Here is a 15,129-nt window from a genome sequence, read left to right on the forward strand (position 1 = left end):
TGACGGGCTTAACACGATTTTCTGTTGCCAGATCCCAAGCCTTTGCGCAGTCGGGGTGGAGATTTTCTGCGATTTCTGGCGGCTCATTTTTTTGGATACACCATGAAACGCACCTACCAACCCTCTGTTACCCGTCGCAAGCGTACCCACGGTTTTCGCGTTCGCATGAAAACTCGCGGTGGCCGCGCTGTTTTGAACGCACGTCGCGCCAAAGGTCGCAAACGTCTGGCTGTATAAGCCATGTCGGGATGCGGGGCCCAGGGTGATGGATCTCTTATCTAAAGCCCGACTCCCACGATACGCATCATGCGTGCCTCCTTTCCAGCTACGGCTCGCTTACATAGCCCCACCGAATACGCGCAGTCATTAAAAGGACAACGCGTAGGTCGCGGGGCTTTGTTCGTGGTCACTCGCTCTCGTGGCGAGGACCCATACCAGACCGAAGGCGCCCGTTTGGGACTGATCGTCCCCAAGCGCTTTGCCAACCGCGCCGTCACCCGCAACACCATCAAACGTATCTTGCGTGAAACCTTCCGCCACAAACGCGAAGGCTTGCCCAATGCCGCCTATGTCTTTAGGCTGCACAGCAAGGTGCCTCTGGTGTCGCTGACCGCTTTAAAGCAACTGGTTCGCGATGAAGCCAACACCTTGTTTTCAAAGGTACGGCCATGATGCGCAAACTGGCTTCGGCACCGATCCGCTTTTACCAGTTTTTTCTGAGTCCCTGGATCGGTAGAAACTGCCGCTTTACCCCCAGCTGCTCCAACTATGCCTTGCAGGCCATTGAGATTCATGGCCCGCTCAAAGGCTTATGGCTAGGTGGTGTACGCATCTGCCGCTGCAATCCCTGGTGCAAGGGAGGGCATGATCCTGTGCCCGCTCGCACGCCCGAAGACCGCAACACTTTCTAAAACCGTCCTGGTCTGCGCCTTGTTTTTCAAGGCAACCCCCTGTTTGCTGACCAGCTACGTTAAACTGCTAAGCTTTTGCTCAGCTTTATAAATGTGATACAGGCGCTATGGATATCCGACGCACCATCCTATGGATGATCTTCTCCTTTGCACTGCTGCTGCTGTGGAACAACTGGCAGGAATATAACGGCAAGCCATCGCTGTTCGCTTCCACCCCAGCCACCACACAAGCGCCAGCAGCCTCCGACGAACCTGCCGCAAACGGTGGTGTTCCCGCTGCTCAAGAGCCGACTGCGTCTGCTGCCTTGCCTTCGAGCAACAGCGCGGTGTCTGCCACAGCGCAAACCATCGACATCACAACAGACGTCTACAAGCTGGGCTTTAGCACTGAAGGTGCCCAACTGATCAAGGCTGAACTGTTGAAGTACGGTTCGCCCGAGAACCCCGAGCAGCCCATGGTGCTGCTGGATAACTCGCCCGCCTCCACCTACCTGGCCCAGTCCGGTATTGTGGGTGCCGCCGGCCAGAATCTGCCCAACCACCTGACCCCGTTCACTCTGGTCTCGAGCCAGCACAACATGACGGGCGATACCTTGGATGTGGTGTTTGAAGCCACTTCGGACGACGTGAAAGTCACCAAGACCTACACGCTGCACAAAGGCCGCTACGACATCCAGGTTCGTCACGATATCCAGAACAATACCGGCTCGGCCATTGACCCACGCCTGTACCTGCAACTGACCCGTGACGGCAACAACCCACCCGATTCGTCCCGCCTGTACAGCACCTTTACCGGTCCTGTGGTCTATTCCAGCGGCGAAAAATTCCAGAAAATCACTTTCTCGGACATCGACAAGAACAAGGCCACCTACGCTCGCAGCGTGGATAACGGCTGGATCGGCATGGTGCAACATTACTTTGCAACGGCCTGGGTTCCTGCCCAGGACCTGCAGCGCACCAATGAAATCCTGAAGCTGGGCAACAATCTGTACGCCGTGCGCACGCTGGAGTCGGTCGGTTCGATCGCTGCCGGCCAAAGCAAGGCAGTGGACGCCGCCCTGTGGGTAGGCCCGCAAGACCAGAAAGCCATGTCGCAATTGGCTACCGGTCTGGATCTGGTTGTGGACTACGGCTGGTTGACCATTATTTCCAAGCCTTTGTTCAAGCTGCTGACCTGGTTGCATTCCTTGCTGGGTAACTGGGGCTGGGCCATCGTGGCGCTGACGGTGCTGATCAAGCTGGTGTTCTTCCCGCTGTCGGCTGCCAGCTACCGCTCCATGGCCAAGATGAAGCAATTTGCTCCACGCATGCAAGCCCTGCGCGAGAAGTTCGGTGACGACAAGGCCAAGCTGAACGCCGCCATGATGGAGATGTACCGCACCGAGAAGATCAACCCGCTGGGTGGTTGTTTGCCCATGCTGGTTCAGATCCCTGTGTTTATCGCCCTGTACTGGGTACTGCTGGGCAGTGTCGAGATGCGCGGCGCCCCCTGGATTCTGTGGATTCATGACTTGGCCGCACGCGACCCATGGATGATTCTGCCCGCCATCATGATGGGGACCATGTTCCTGCAGATCAAGCTGAACCCCACGCCGCCTGATCCAATGCAAGCCAAAGTCATGATGCTGATGCCTCTGGTCTTTGGTGGCATGATGTTCTTCTTCCCCGCCGGTCTGGTTCTGTACTGGTGCGTGAACAACATCCTGTCCATCGCCCAGCAGCGCTACATCATGGTGCAGATCGAAAAGAAAAGCGCGAAAGCGGCCAACAGCTAATTCGCTCTGAGACAAAAAACCCCGCTATATTTTTTAGCGGGGTTTTTTTTATGCCTGCTGCCAGCCAGATGACATGAAGCAGAGCAAGTAAACAATGTTCAAACGTAGCACTGAACACGGCTGTCATTTATCAGACTCAGGCACAGCCCTAGCCAGACAGCCAGGCCAATAAAACGCCCCAACACTGATTCAACACAGCTCGTGTTCTGGCCTTATAGAATTGGCCCGATCTTGCTGCCATATCCTGTCGCACAAGTTTCATGCATAAGTCCTGCACTTACCGCTATGATCGGGATGAGAATCCCTGCCAATAGCAAAAAACTATTCAATCGCTAAAATCATTTGATTTAACTATTTTGAACAAGGCACGTAGACTGATCCTAACTTCTTAAAACGACCCGCCCCACTCGGTTCGGGTCAGCTTCAACGGAGAATCACAATGAGCAACAAAACCCTGACGACTGCCGCTGGCCGCCCTGTGGAGGAGAACCAGAACTCCATGACAGCCGGCCCTCGTGGTCCCGTCCTGATGCAGGATTATTGGCTGCTGGAGAAGCTGGCTCACTTTGACCGTGAACGCATCCCCGAGCGTGTCGTACACGCCAAAGGTTCGGGCGCTTTCGGCACGTTTACCGTCACGCACGACATCAGTCAGTACAGCATGGCCAAGGTCTTTAAACCAGGTAGCCAGACCCCCGTTTTCTTACGTTTTTCCACCGTAGCTGGTGAAGCAGGAGCCGCCGATGCAGAACGCGACGTTCGAGGATTTGCCATCAAGTTCTATACCGAAGACGGAAACTGGGACCTCGTGGGCAATAACACTCCTGTCTTCTTTATACGGGATCCACTGAAGTTCCCCGACTTCATCCACACACAGAAACGCGACCCGCGCAGCCACCTGCGCAATATGAGCGCCGCCTGGGATTTCTGGTCCTTATCGCCCGAGTCCCTGCACCAGGTCACCATCTTGATGAGCGACCGCGGCTTGCCCTGTAACCTTCGTCAACAGCATGGTTTCGGTTCGCACACTTACAGCCTGATCAACGACAAGGGCGAGCGCCACTGGGTGAAATTCCACTTCAAATCCCAGCAAGGCATTGCCAACTACACCAACGAAGAAGCGGCCAAAGTCGTGGGTCAGGACCGCGAAAGCTCGCAGCGCGATCTGTACGAGAACATTGAAAAGGGCAATTTTCCACGCTGGGCGCTGCGCATTCAGATCATGACCGAAGAGCAGGCGCGCACCTACCACATCAACCCCTTTGACGTGACCAAGGTCTGGCCACATGGCGACTTCCCGCTGATCGATGTGGGCATGCTGGAACTGAACGAGAACCCCACCAACTACTTCGCCCAAGTTGAACAAGCCGCCTTTACACCTGCCAACCTGGTGCCCGGTATTGGCCACTCGCCCGACCGCATGCTGCAAGGCCGTATCTTTTCCTACGGCGACACTCAGCGCTACCGTCTGGGCGTGAACCACGGCCTGCTGCCGGTGAACGCACCGCGTTGTCCGTTCCACAGCTACCACCGTGATGGTGCCATGCGTACAGGCGACAATAACGGCGGCACGATCAACTACGAACCCAACAGCCAAGGTCAATGGCAACAGGCTCCCCGCAGCGAACCGCCTCTGGCGTTGGACGGTCAGCCGGCAGATCACTGGGATCACCGCGTAGATGATGATTACTACTCACAGCCCGGCAATCTGTTCCGCCTGTTCAACGACGAGGAAAAGCAGCGTCTGTTCAGCAATATTGCCGACGCCATGGCCGGTGTTCCCAAGGAAATCATCGAGCGTCAGCTGGGCCACTTCACCAAGGCAGACCCTGCCTACGGTGCTGGTGTAAAAGCAGAACTGACAAAACGCGGTCAGCTTTAAACCCTGATCGGGCTGTTTAAGCCATCCAAGAATCGGCTCCCCCTCTACAATCGGGGGGCCGATTTTTTTTGCACTGGCCCTGCGTTCTCCTACCGAGCCCCACTATGAAATTTGGCTATACCATCATCTACGTTCCCGATGTCGGCCAGACACTGGACTACTTCAACCGTGCGTTTGATTTGCCTACCAAAATGCTGCATGAAACCGGGCTGTACGGCGAGCTGGAAACCGGCCAAACCACCTTGGCCTTTGCGGGCGAAATGCTGGCCTACATGAACTACCCAAAAGGCCATTTGTCACCGCACGCGTCAGAAGTACCGCTGGGTATCGAAGTTGCCCTGGTCTGCGACGATGTACCTGCCGCTCATGCCAAGGCACTGGCAGAAGGGGGCACAGAACTGGCGCCGCCGCAGGACAAGCCTTGGGGACAGGTGGTGTCTTATGTGCAGACGCCGGAGCGCATTGTGGTGGAGTTGTGTACTCCGGTTAAATAAACGAAAACGCCGGGTTCAAGCCTTGCCAGGCAAGACAACCGGCGCAGCCAGCAAACCGGCGGAGACAAAGGCAATGATCTGCTCAAGAATCTCGTCAGTATTGTTGGGGTCACAGATACCTGGTGCCAGCTCTTCCAGCCTGTGGGTATCGGAGAAGGCATACATGTAGGCCCCAATCATCAGGACCACACGCCAGTACACGTCCTTGGCCTGCAGCTCGGGCAGTATTTCTTCCAGAATCTGCACATACGCACGGGTTGAGCCGTCGTAGGCTTCATTACGCAGTTTGTAGGAAATCTCGGCCGGCTCGGTGTGCAAACGGGCTTGCAGTCGCAAGAAGCGTCGACCTCCGGGTGTCTCGCGCAAGGCGATCGTGGGTGCCAGAAAAGCGCGCACCACATCATCAACCAGAACCTTGCCCTCTTGATCGCGCAAGGCATGCAAGCGCCGTAGACGCTCATCGGAAATGGTTTTTCCTCGACGGATGAACACGGCCTCAAACAGGCCGTACTTGGAACCAAAGTAGTAGTTGATCAAGGCTTGGGTCACAGCCGCCTTTTGAGCGATGACGCGCAATGTGGTACCGGCATAGCCAGTCTCGGAAAACTCTTCCTCGGCGGCGTCCAGAATTCGCTCTGACGTGTTGTCACCTACCCCTTCCGGGCGTCCAGGCTTATCCCGCTTGACCCAGGAGCTATCCGACGACAAAGTTACACGGCCCATATTTGCCTCAAAATTTGATTCATTCTTATCTACCAGCTAAGCCAGATTGGCGACGCGACGCCGCGCCCGATGCACGGAACCGTTACGTGTGGCCCAACGCAAGACGCCAGCAACGCTGTTCACCACCTTGCGACGCCACCACATGGATATAGCGCTGGGGCGATGCTCAAAACAACGTTGAGCCCACTCTGGCAACATATCCAATGCCGCCAACAGGAACACCCTGGCAACCCAAGCCTTGGGCCCCTTAAACAGGGTATGTGAAGACATTAAAATTGTAGCCACTTCCCGTGTTCGCGCATCAACCCGTAATTGCGGACCGGCCTGGGCAAACAGCTCCCTCAAGCTTGCCGCATCCATGACCAGGCCATCCGCCCCCAGCAACACGGCAACTTTCGAGTATTGTGCAACATAGCGATCCTGCTGCTCTGGCGCCAGTCTGGCATTACGCCAGCGCATATGGGATTGCAGAAAACAGTAGGCCTGCGTGTGATGCACCCAACGCAGCAACTCCGGGTCATTGGCATCGTAAGGCGTGCCATCCGGCAAATACCCGTGTACGTGCTCATGCACCCGCCGTACCTGATCAATGCAACGCTCAGCCTGCTCCGTACCCGCATAACTGACTGCCGAGATGAACTGCGCCGTTCGACTCAAGCGCCCCTGCATATCCTGACGAAAGCGGGAATGATCCCAGACCCCGGCCAATACCTTCGGGTCCAGCATCTGCAAGCACAATGCAGAAATCCCCCCCAACATCATGGAGGTGAAGTCTGCATGCACTTCCCACACAGCCGACTGTGGGCCAAACAAGCCGGGCTCGCCCGCAGGCGTCGTAAAGTCTACCGGGCTGCCTTGCAGACCAGTAATGATATGAATCTGGTTCTCAACATACTGACGTATCGACAACAAGACGCTTCCCCCGGCCCTACCCATTAAACCTGTAATGCTTTCGGCTGAAAGTCAGTAGCATTATATGAATAAACCCAGTCCGTCTTGATGCCGCCCGCGTGCGGGTTTTTCTTCTGCTGCTCACGGTATTCGGCATCACGCTTGGCCTTGGCTTCGCTATCGGACAGGTGATAGGTGCGGCCGCGCTCACGTGCTTCCAGTTGCACCCGGCTGGTACGTGGCAGGCGTTCTGCTTCATAAAGCGACAAGGCGGTGTCCAGATCATCTGGCAAAGTGGCTAACGCAACAGCCAACACGTAGGCGTCCTCGATAGCCATTGCCGCGCCCTGAGACAGGAAGGGCAGCATCGGATGCGCCGCATCGCCCAGCAAAGTCACACGGCCTGCCGACCATTTGGTCATAGGGTCACGATCAAACAATCCCCAGCGATAGACATCCGTCACGCGCTCGAACAGCTTGACGATATTGGGGTGCCAATCCTTGAAGTCCTGCAGCATTTCCTGCTGGGTGCTGCGCGCATTCCAGGACTCTTCCACCCAGCTGGCTGTTTCATTCACCGCCACAATATTGACGGCCTTGCCGCCGTTCACGTAATAGGTCACCACGTGGCTTTTAGGACCCAGCCAGAAGGAGGATTCGGGTGCGACAAAATCAGGCATCTCATCAAAGGGCACAACGGCCCGATAGCACATATTGCCGGTGAACTTGGGTTCTTCCTCCCCAAAGATGGAGCGGCGTACTTCCGAACGCACTCCATCGGCCCCCACAATCAGATCAGCCTCAAAGCTAGACCCGTCAGCAAAATGGGCCACCGCCTTGCCATCTTGCTGCGACACCCCGGTGCACTGCGTGTTGAAGGTGACCGTTGTTGTATCCAGAAGCTCGGTCAGCAAATGATGCAGGTCCGCGCGATGCACGTGAAAGAACTCCGCCCCATACAGCTTCGGGCAGTCGCTCTTTAAAGGGATACGGAAGCTTTCCTCTCCACTGGACCAATCACGCCCCACCAAAGCCTCGGGCAAGAAACCAACCTTGGCCAGCGCATCGTGGGCACCTAAAGCGTTGAGCACCTTGACCGCATTCGGAGTCATTTGAATCCCGGCACCGACCTCTCCAAAGGCGGCTGCACGCTCAAACAAATGTACTTCGATGCCGCGTTGCTCCAGGGCTGCTGCCAAAGTCACGCCACCAATACCACCGCCTATCACACCTACTTTCAACGTTTTTTTCATGCTGTACATCCTCGGTGTTTGGGCCCTGAGAAGCCCAAACCTCCCCAATTAATTAAACAAATAAATAATAAATACGCAAAAAAACTGATAACCCTAGATCACCAGCAAAGGACGCAAGTCTGCATACGGACGAACCTCGCCGTACTTCTGTTGAATATCAAACAGGCTCGCGTCATGAGGCTCCTTGGCTCGGTCACCCACGCAATCTGCCAGGACAAAAGGGCGCAAGCCGCAGGACATGGCATCCACGACGGAAGCACGTACGCACCCGCTGGTCGTTGCGCCAGCAATCAGCAAAGTCTGCACCGCCCGCTCTGCAAACCAGGCAGCCAAGGCAGTACCAAAGAAGGCCGATGGAACCGTTTTACGCACGACCAGTTCACCCGGTGCAGGCTTCAGGGCATCGACAATGGCACTGGCCGGGTTGTGCTCTCGTAGCTGCACCAAACCGGGGACTTTCAGACCGAATACATTGCGGTCGGCGCTGTCATCGGCAAAGACAATGCGGCTGTGTGCCACCGGCCAGTTCTGTGCCCGTGCATCCGCCAGAACCGTACGCGTTTGCTCAATGGCTTCCAGAATATTTCCACCACCAAATGCCTGGGGGTCGGCAAAACCATTAACGAAATCCACAATTAACAGCCCGACATTGCCTTCAAGCTCCAGCCCTTGCCCAAATCCCTGTCGCTCGTAAACACTCTGGCTGCTCATGCCAACTCCTCTACCACTTTGCCCTCCCGCACAGTCTCGCGACCATCTACCGTCACGGTGCAGGCACGCAGCGGAATATCAATGTGGCAAGCCGTTGTGCGGTTGCCCCCAACTTCATTATTGGGGCCAAAGGAGAACAGAAAATTGCCTGCGTAGGCACGAGCATCCATGCCCAGGGTTTGCTCTTTGTCGTAAAGGCCCAGCGTGGACCAGTGAGCACGAGGCTGCAGGCCCCAGCCTATGTGGGACATGGCGTAAGCCTCAGGATCGTCGAACGAGGCCATGTATTCGCGCAGCAGCTCGGCATCCAGCCCGCCTTCAATCGAGGTCACCACACCGTTCTCGACCGTCATGATGATGGGATCAGCCGCATAGGACTTCATGGGCAATAAAATGTCGCCACGATCAATCACGATGCGACCATGAGCCTGACCTTCGTTTGGCCAAGTAAGGATAAAACCGCTGGGCCAGTGATCCCAGCGCCCCGGATCATCCACAAAGCCGTATTCCTTTACTACCGGGTACTGCCCCAAAGGCATGACCAGATCCGTACCTGCCCTGGACGTGGCCCGCATTTCACGAGCGCCCTGTAGCACCTGTGCCGAACGCTCCACACGTTCCTTATCCTGCAAGGATGGCACCATACGCACCAGCACCTCGGGCGGTTCGGCTGCCAGGAGAATTTTGGTGCCCGACTTCAAAATCTCATGCTGTTCGGGAGAGAACAGCAAGGTCATCAGATCCAGCACCAAATCACTGGCCTTGAGGGCGGCAATCGCGGCTGGATTACCCGTCAGCGGAGTCGTGCCCAAGTAAGCCAGAAGGTCGCGGCTCAATGCTTTTTCTGCGTTTACAGGCAGCAAGTCCACCTGCATCTGGGTTGCCCCCAAAGATGCCACGGCCAGCTTGGCGGTAGCCAAGGTTTGAGGATGGGTATGCGAACTGGTCAGAATGGTGACCATCTGCCCCGGCTTCACTCCAGAAAGACTCAGCACCTCATTCCAGGCCTGAACCATTTGATGATCAGATACAGCCATCTTCCACTCCTGTTTCTTGTTAAAAGGTAAGGCCCAGAAAGGTGCCCAATGCGCGATAAAAGCCTTCCTCGTCATCCCAGGGGATCATGTGCCCAGCGTCTGGTACACGTAAGATCTGCAAGTCAGGCTTCAAGGACTGCGCCTCTTTACTATCCTCATCGCGAATGACATCCCCCTTGCCCGCCACCATCAGGGCCACCCTCCAATCATTAAGCTGGCTGAAGTCCGGGAACGCATCGTCGGTGTGGAACCACTCGTAGCTGTCCGTCACTGCGCGCACATCGCAGGTGTGTAGCCACTGTGCGCGCAGCGTCAGTTGCTCAGGAGTCCAGGTCGGGCAAAACTGCCGCATCTGCTCGGCGCTCATACCTTGTTGAGCCTGTGCAATGGAATCGGTGTACCAGGCGATATTCGCCGGATAGGGGCGTCGCCCTGGGCCGGACACTGGCGGATCCACCAGCACCATGGCGGCCCCCTTGGCCAACCCTCGGCTGGCCGCACGCAACAGAATGCGCGCCCCCATGGAGTGCCCCACATAAATGGGCGACTCCAGTGCCAGCTCCCGAACGAACTCGCACAGATCATCCGCGCAAGCATTCACGCCATAATCCAGATCTGCGCCTGCTTGAGAAAGACCACGACCACGTACATCAAGCACATACACATCAAAATGCAGGGCCAGACGCTCTGCCACAAACCCCCAGGTGGGAGCAGGGCTGGTGATTCCGGGCACCAGCACCAAGGCTGGTCCGGGACCGGCATAACGCAAGTAATGCTGCCGGATGCCGTTAGCGTGGACATGAGCGCCATAGCTAAGTCGCGATAGGAGTTCAGTCGCCTTGTTCATGCTCATCATCAGCCTCCCAGGTAAGCACTCAATAGTTCAGGATCTTTCAGCATGCTGGCGCTGTCTTTCTCTGCAATAACGCGCCCTGTCTCCAGCACATAGGCTCGACTGGCCACATTCAGCGCGTTATGCACGTTCTGTTCCACCACCAGAATGGACACGCCATGCTCGCTGATGTCCCGCACCACCTGAAAAACCTCCAGCGCCATCTTGGGACTAAGCCCCAAAGAAGGTTCGTCCAGAATCAACAGTTCCGGTTCTGACATCAATGCCCGAGCAATCGCCAGCATCTGCTGCTCCCCGCCGCTAAGCGTGCCTGCCAGTTGCCTGTATCGCTCTTTCAGGCGCGGGAAGCGATGAAAGGCAATGCCTTTACGCCGCTCCACTTCAGTCTTGGACTTGATCAGGTAAGCGCCCAGATCCAGATTGTCTTCAACGGTCATTTCAGGCCACACATGCCGTTCTTCAGGGCAGTGAGCCAAACCCAGCTTCAGAATATGTTCAGGGCTACGACCACTGATCACCTGTCCCTTCCAGGTGATCTGGCCAGAAGTAGGGCGGATCAGACCGGAGATTGCCCGGAGCGTGGTGGATTTCCCGGCGCCATTGGCTCCCAGAATGGCTACAACTTCACCAGGCTGCACATGCAAGCTGACGCCATGCAGGGCCGTCAAATTGCCATAACCCGCCACCACATCCTGCAACGCCAATAGAGGTTCAATGTCCTGTTTACTCATGCCGCTTTCCCCATATAGGCTTCCAACACTTGCTCATTGGCCTGAATCTCTGCCGGTGTTCCCGTTGCCAGTTTTTTGCCAAAGTTCATGACCACGATCTGGTCAGACACACGCATGATCAAACCCATGTTGTGCTCTACCAGCAAAATGGACTCCACCCACTGCCCAGGCAGCTGTTTGAGCAAGTCGGCCAAGCCTTCTGCTTCATGTGTATTAAGTCCGGCGGCTGGCTCATCCAGCATCAACAATCTGGGTTTAGCACCAAGAGCAACGCCCACCTCCAGCAGTCGCAACTCGCCACAAGACAAGGAGCTGGCCAGGACATCAGCACGCTTGGCCAAGCCAATCTGATCGAGAATACGGCGGGCCGAGACGATGATTTCCTGTTCGGTTTTTGCCTGCTCTTTGCTAGGCCAGAAAGTGCGCCACAAGGGTGCCCGATCAGCCAAATAATGGGCATGGACCAGATTGTCGAAAACACTCAGAGCCCGCAGCACATTAGTCTTTTGAAAAGTGCGAATGACGCCCTGCTGTGCCATGCGATACGGCTTGCTGGCCGTGACCTCTTTGCCATCCCATAACACCCGCCCACGAGTAGGCTGATAAAAGCCGGTGATAAGGTTGAAGCACGTTGTTTTGCCAGCCCCATTGGGCCCGATCAAGCTGACGATTTGCCCGGCAGGAACGGTGAAATCAATATCCTGAACCGCATGAATACCGCCAAAGGATTTGCTGAGACCGCACACTTCAAGCATGACGCGTCCTCCCAAATAAATGATGAAAACGCTGCTGCACAAATCCCATGATTCCATCCGGCGCAAACAGCACCGAAGCCATGACGATCAGTCCAAATAAGGACAGACGCAACTCCTTGAATTCGCGCAAATACTCTTCCAGCAAGGCCACCACAATGGCCCCTGCAATAGGCCCCAGCAAGGTGCCTTTACCGCCCAGCAAAACGATAATAATCATGGTCGCGGTAAACGGAAAACCGAAAACTTCCGGCCCTACAAAACTGATGTAGCTGGCGTAGTAAGCCCCGGCAATCCCGGCCAGAAAGGCCGCCACCACAAAGACAAACTGCGAGTAGCGAAAAGGATCAATACCGACCGATTGCGCCACGTAGTTGTTCTCTCGCAGAGTGACGGCAGCACGGCCCGCACTGGAATGCACCAGGCGGTAGCAGATGTAGAAAGTGATGGCGGCCAGCACAATGCCCATCACCACAAAACCCCGCTTGCCAGCCAGCCAGGGCGACATGTCCAGCAAAGCAGGATGAGCCACACCCGAGATGCCCATCGGGCCATTGGTCAGGTCCACCCAGTTATTGGCCAGCAGGCGCAGGACCTCGGCAAAGGCCAGCGTCACAATGACAAAGAAGGGCCCATTCAGACGCAAAGTCACACGCCCAATCACGTAACCCGCTGCCGCAGCAATCAAGGCCGCCGCGGCAATGGTGACCGTGACAGGCCAGCCCACCGCGGGCGAGCTCAAAATGGCGACCGAATACGCCCCCAGGCCAAAAAATGCCACATGACCCAGCGGGAACTCTCCCACATAACCAATGATCAAGTTCAGGCTGCTGGCCAGCACGCTATACATCAACACCAGCACCAGGATGTGCAGCAAATAATCGTTCTGCACAAAACAAGCGAGCAACGCCGACAAGGCCAGGAAGCCCACCATAAAGTGACGTTCTATTTTCATTTACGCGCGCTCCGCTCGAACCGAAAACAAGCCATAGGGACGGAAGAACAGAATCAAAATCACCAGGGCAAAGCCCACCATGTCCGCTGTCCCCGTTTGCACATAACCTCCCCACAGCGCTTCTGCCACGCCCAGGATCAAGCCACCCAGAATGGCACCACCGAAATTGCCCATCCCGCCCAGAATGACCACCACAAAGGCCTTCAAACTGATCAGGCCACCGATCGAAGCCTGCGCGACATAAATGGAGCTGAGCAACATGCCCGAGGTTGCCGCCAGAACAACACCCAAGGCGAAGGTGGAGGCGTAGATAGTGGCGGTATTGATACCGACCAGACTGGCCGCCGTCGAGTCCTGGAAGGTGGCCCGCATGGCTTTGCCCAAACGGGTTTTCTGGATCAGAAGGCGTGCGCCGACGATGGCCGCAATAGACATCCCGATCGCAAAAACGCGCACCTCGGTGATGAATATCGGTCCCAAAAACAGGGGAGTATTAGGCACCGGCGCCACCACTTTCAAAGGTGCCGTACCCACGATCATCAAGGCGGTATTCGTCAGGAAAATCGACAAACCGATAGTCAGCAAAATGCCTGGCTCCGGGCCCTTGTCCCGGATACGAGCAATCAGGAAGCGATCCAGCAGCCATCCAAACACCGCAACGATCACCATGACCAGCGCCAGGCCCACAAAGAAGTTCAGCTCCAATTGCTGGGTCACCAACCATCCCAGCAGGCCACCGATCATGTAGAACTCGCCATGAGCAAAGTTCACCAATCGCATCAAGCCAAAAATCAGGGTCAGGCCCAGGGCCGACAGCGCGTAGAACGTCCCGTTCACCAGTCCATTGGCAATGAACTGCAGCAATAAATCAAACACAATGCCCCCTCATCAAACGATAGAATCCGCAGCTCATCGTGCTCTTAGTCCGCCGTTACCTTGGCCTGAGCAACTATTTCCGGCTGCCCGCCTTGAAGCTTCACCAACACGGCATCAAAGCCGTAGCCCTGGCGTTTTTCGTTGAATTTGAAGTTGCCATTGGGGCCGTTGTAATCCGTGGCCGGCAGTGCCAGACGAATCTTGTCCGGATCGGCTTCCCCTGCGCGTTCGATCGCGTCCATGATGATGTTCATCGCGTTATAGCCAGCCACCGAATACTTGCCCGGCAGCTCGCCATACTCTTTCTGATAGGACTGCACGAACTCCAGATTTTCGGGACGCTGCAAAGTGTGGGCATAAGGAACGGCAGCATGAATGCCTTCTGATGCAGAGCCGGCCAGATTCACGAAGTCCGCCGTCGCCCAACTGCCTACGCCGAAAATCAGACTCTCCAGACCCACTTCCTTCATCTGTTTGACCAGAATCGAGCCATCCTGGGTTTCGGCTGCCACAAAAACACCATCTGGTTTGGCGGCTCGTACCCGCGTCAACAGCGTGTAGAAGTCCGTGGTGCCATGGTCGAAATACAGCTTTTGCACGGTTTCACCGCCCAGGGCTTCGATCTGGCTGGAGAACTCTTCCATGCCGCCCCGGCCCCAGTCATCATTCACCCCGATGTAGGCGATTTTTTTCAGCTTGAGCTGCTCGACCAGAATCGTTGCGAAGGCATGGGCCAGCAAACCATCGGTTTCTGCGGTGCGGAAGAACCACTCATTGCCACGCTCGGTTAAATCACTTTTTGAGGACACGCCCGAGAGCAGGGGCACTTTGTACTTTTGCGCCACGCTCATGGCTGCGATGGTGGCGGAGCTGCAAAAGGCGCCGGAGATAATCGGCACCTTGTCTTTCTGAATCAGTTTTTCAGCCGCGTTCACGGTTTTGGAGGGCTGACACTCTCCATCCTCAATAGCCAGTTCAACCTGTTTGCCCAACACCCCGCCACGAGCATTACGCTCTTTGACAGCCAACTTGGAGCCATTCACATCGGCCTCCCCGTTGTAGGCCACCGACCCGGTCAAAGGCTGAATCACACCAATCTTGATGGTTTGCGCTTGCACGGCCCCCACAGCACCCAGCGTCATGAGCAACCCCATCGTCAATATCGTCTTGCGCACCTTGTATCTCCTTCCTTGGTTTTTAATTAACTGATTGATTATTTCTAGTTTGAAATATTATTAACTGACTAGCCAATAAATAAAATATAGGGAATTCCCTACAGACTTAA

The 15,129-nt window shown here is 55.8% G+C and carries 17 protein-coding genes; 6 read left to right on the top strand and 11 right to left on the bottom strand.

What is annotated here, in order from left to right; translation table 11 throughout:
• The first annotated feature begins 102 nt into the window (after positions 1–102).
• The 6 genes from rpmH (at position 103) to AC6I6N_RS14155 (ending at position 5,062) form a co-directional block, all read left to right on the top strand.
• Positions 103–237, top strand: coding sequence for a 50S ribosomal protein L34 (gene rpmH / locus AC6I6N_RS14130; RefSeq protein WP_003800771.1), 135 nt, complete (start codon positions 103–105; stop codon positions 235–237).
• A 69-nt stretch (positions 238–306) separates the two neighbouring features.
• Complete coding sequence (locus AC6I6N_RS14135; RefSeq protein WP_376913514.1) at positions 307–672, top strand: ribonuclease P protein component; 366 nt, start codon at positions 307–309, stop codon at positions 670–672.
• Positions 669–911, top strand: a complete 243-nt coding sequence (gene yidD, locus AC6I6N_RS14140) for a membrane protein insertion efficiency factor YidD (RefSeq protein ID WP_021447161.1) — start codon at positions 669–671, stop codon at positions 909–911. The genes AC6I6N_RS14135 and yidD overlap by 4 nt, the downstream gene beginning before the upstream one ends.
• A gap of 107 nt (positions 912–1,018) precedes the next feature.
• The gene (gene yidC, locus AC6I6N_RS14145) at positions 1,019–2,686 is read left to right on the top strand and encodes a membrane protein insertase YidC (RefSeq protein WP_094198219.1); all 1,668 of its coding nucleotides are present in this window, start codon (positions 1,019–1,021) and stop codon (positions 2,684–2,686) included.
• Positions 2,687–3,125: 439 nt separating this feature from the next.
• The gene (locus tag AC6I6N_RS14150) at positions 3,126–4,568 is read left to right on the top strand and encodes a catalase (RefSeq protein WP_094198218.1); all 1,443 of its coding nucleotides are present in this window, start codon (positions 3,126–3,128) and stop codon (positions 4,566–4,568) included.
• 104 nt (positions 4,569–4,672) lie between these two features.
• On the top strand, positions 4,673–5,062 hold the full coding sequence (locus tag AC6I6N_RS14155) for a VOC family protein (RefSeq protein ID WP_376913515.1): 390 nt from the start codon (positions 4,673–4,675) through the stop codon (positions 5,060–5,062).
• A gap of 15 nt (positions 5,063–5,077) precedes the next feature.
• On the opposite strand, the gene AC6I6N_RS14160 is transcribed toward AC6I6N_RS14155, so the two are convergent.
• The 11 genes from AC6I6N_RS14160 to AC6I6N_RS14210 form a co-directional block, all read right to left on the bottom strand.
• On the bottom strand, positions 5,078–5,785 hold the full coding sequence (locus AC6I6N_RS14160) for a TetR/AcrR family transcriptional regulator (protein WP_035269502.1): 708 nt from the start codon (positions 5,783–5,785) through the stop codon (positions 5,078–5,080).
• Positions 5,786–5,821: 36 nt separating this feature from the next.
• Positions 5,822–6,697: an oxygenase MpaB family protein gene (locus tag AC6I6N_RS14165; protein ID WP_094198470.1), complete on the bottom strand. Its 876-nt coding sequence runs from the start codon at positions 6,695–6,697 to the stop codon at positions 5,822–5,824.
• Positions 6,698–6,720: 23 nt separating this feature from the next.
• The gene (locus AC6I6N_RS14170; RefSeq protein ID WP_094198216.1) at positions 6,721–7,929 is read right to left on the bottom strand and encodes an FAD-dependent monooxygenase; all 1,209 of its coding nucleotides are present in this window, start codon (positions 7,927–7,929) and stop codon (positions 6,721–6,723) included.
• A 93-nt stretch (positions 7,930–8,022) separates the two neighbouring features.
• Positions 8,023–8,640 carry an isochorismatase family protein gene (locus AC6I6N_RS14175; RefSeq protein WP_060186798.1) on the bottom strand — a complete coding sequence of 206 codons (618 nt, stop codon included), beginning with the start codon at positions 8,638–8,640 and terminating at the stop codon, positions 8,023–8,025.
• On the bottom strand, positions 8,637–9,677 hold the full coding sequence (locus AC6I6N_RS14180) for a 2,5-dihydroxypyridine 5,6-dioxygenase NicX family protein (RefSeq protein ID WP_094198215.1): 1,041 nt from the start codon (positions 9,675–9,677) through the stop codon (positions 8,637–8,639). The genes AC6I6N_RS14175 and AC6I6N_RS14180 overlap by 4 nt, the downstream gene beginning before the upstream one ends.
• A gap of 19 nt (positions 9,678–9,696) precedes the next feature.
• Complete coding sequence (locus AC6I6N_RS14185; RefSeq protein ID WP_269467002.1) at positions 9,697–10,533, bottom strand: alpha/beta fold hydrolase; 837 nt, start codon at positions 10,531–10,533, stop codon at positions 9,697–9,699.
• Positions 10,533–11,261 carry an ABC transporter ATP-binding protein gene (locus tag AC6I6N_RS14190; RefSeq protein ID WP_035269507.1) on the bottom strand — a complete coding sequence of 243 codons (729 nt, stop codon included), beginning with the start codon at positions 11,259–11,261 and terminating at the stop codon, positions 10,533–10,535. The genes AC6I6N_RS14185 and AC6I6N_RS14190 overlap by 1 nt, the downstream gene beginning before the upstream one ends.
• Positions 11,258–12,016: an ABC transporter ATP-binding protein gene (locus AC6I6N_RS14195; RefSeq protein WP_042485129.1), complete on the bottom strand. Its 759-nt coding sequence runs from the start codon at positions 12,014–12,016 to the stop codon at positions 11,258–11,260. The genes AC6I6N_RS14190 and AC6I6N_RS14195 overlap by 4 nt, the downstream gene beginning before the upstream one ends.
• Positions 12,009–12,968 (bottom strand): branched-chain amino acid ABC transporter permease, encoded by a 960-nt coding sequence (locus AC6I6N_RS14200; RefSeq protein WP_094198214.1) that lies wholly within the window; start codon positions 12,966–12,968, stop codon positions 12,009–12,011. Before AC6I6N_RS14200 ends, AC6I6N_RS14195 begins: the two co-directional genes overlap by 8 nt.
• The gene (locus tag AC6I6N_RS14205; RefSeq protein WP_035269511.1) at positions 12,969–13,844 is read right to left on the bottom strand and encodes a branched-chain amino acid ABC transporter permease; all 876 of its coding nucleotides are present in this window, start codon (positions 13,842–13,844) and stop codon (positions 12,969–12,971) included.
• 44 nt (positions 13,845–13,888) lie between these two features.
• The gene (locus AC6I6N_RS14210) at positions 13,889–15,019 is read right to left on the bottom strand and encodes an ABC transporter substrate-binding protein (RefSeq protein ID WP_226349074.1); all 1,131 of its coding nucleotides are present in this window, start codon (positions 15,017–15,019) and stop codon (positions 13,889–13,891) included.
• Positions 15,020–15,129 lie beyond the last annotated feature (110 nt).

The organism is Alcaligenes sp. LTN-3, from assembly GCF_059735605.1.

What these genes read in the sequence shown, in the direction of transcription:
- AC6I6N_RS14175 (WP_060186798.1), bottom strand. Translation starts at nt 8,640, where the DNA reads ATGAGCAGCCAGAGTGTTTACGAGCGACAGGGATTTGGGCAAGGGCTG.
- AC6I6N_RS14150 (WP_094198218.1), top strand. Translation starts at nt 3,126, where the DNA reads ATGAGCAACAAAACCCTGACGACTGCCGCTGGCCGCCCTGTGGAGGAG.
- AC6I6N_RS14180 (WP_094198215.1), bottom strand. Translation starts at nt 9,677, where the DNA reads ATGGCTGTATCTGATCATCAAATGGTTCAGGCCTGGAATGAGGTGCTG.
- rpmH (WP_003800771.1), top strand. Translation starts at nt 103, where the DNA reads ATGAAACGCACCTACCAACCCTCTGTTACCCGTCGCAAGCGTACCCAC.
- AC6I6N_RS14200 (WP_094198214.1), bottom strand. Translation starts at nt 12,968, where the DNA reads ATGAAAATAGAACGTCACTTTATGGTGGGCTTCCTGGCCTTGTCGGCG.
- AC6I6N_RS14195 (WP_042485129.1), bottom strand. Translation starts at nt 12,016, where the DNA reads ATGCTTGAAGTGTGCGGTCTCAGCAAATCCTTTGGCGGTATTCATGCG.
- AC6I6N_RS14135 (WP_376913514.1), top strand. Translation starts at nt 307, where the DNA reads ATGCGTGCCTCCTTTCCAGCTACGGCTCGCTTACATAGCCCCACCGAA.
- AC6I6N_RS14155 (WP_376913515.1), top strand. Translation starts at nt 4,673, where the DNA reads ATGAAATTTGGCTATACCATCATCTACGTTCCCGATGTCGGCCAGACA.
- AC6I6N_RS14160 (WP_035269502.1), bottom strand. Translation starts at nt 5,785, where the DNA reads ATGGGCCGTGTAACTTTGTCGTCGGATAGCTCCTGGGTCAAGCGGGAT.
- yidC (WP_094198219.1), top strand. Translation starts at nt 1,019, where the DNA reads ATGGATATCCGACGCACCATCCTATGGATGATCTTCTCCTTTGCACTG.
- AC6I6N_RS14170 (WP_094198216.1), bottom strand. Translation starts at nt 7,929, where the DNA reads ATGAAAAAAACGTTGAAAGTAGGTGTGATAGGCGGTGGTATTGGTGGC.
- yidD (WP_021447161.1), top strand. Translation starts at nt 669, where the DNA reads ATGATGCGCAAACTGGCTTCGGCACCGATCCGCTTTTACCAGTTTTTT.
- AC6I6N_RS14190 (WP_035269507.1), bottom strand. Translation starts at nt 11,261, where the DNA reads ATGAGTAAACAGGACATTGAACCTCTATTGGCGTTGCAGGATGTGGTG.
- AC6I6N_RS14185 (WP_269467002.1), bottom strand. Translation starts at nt 10,533, where the DNA reads ATGATGAGCATGAACAAGGCGACTGAACTCCTATCGCGACTTAGCTAT.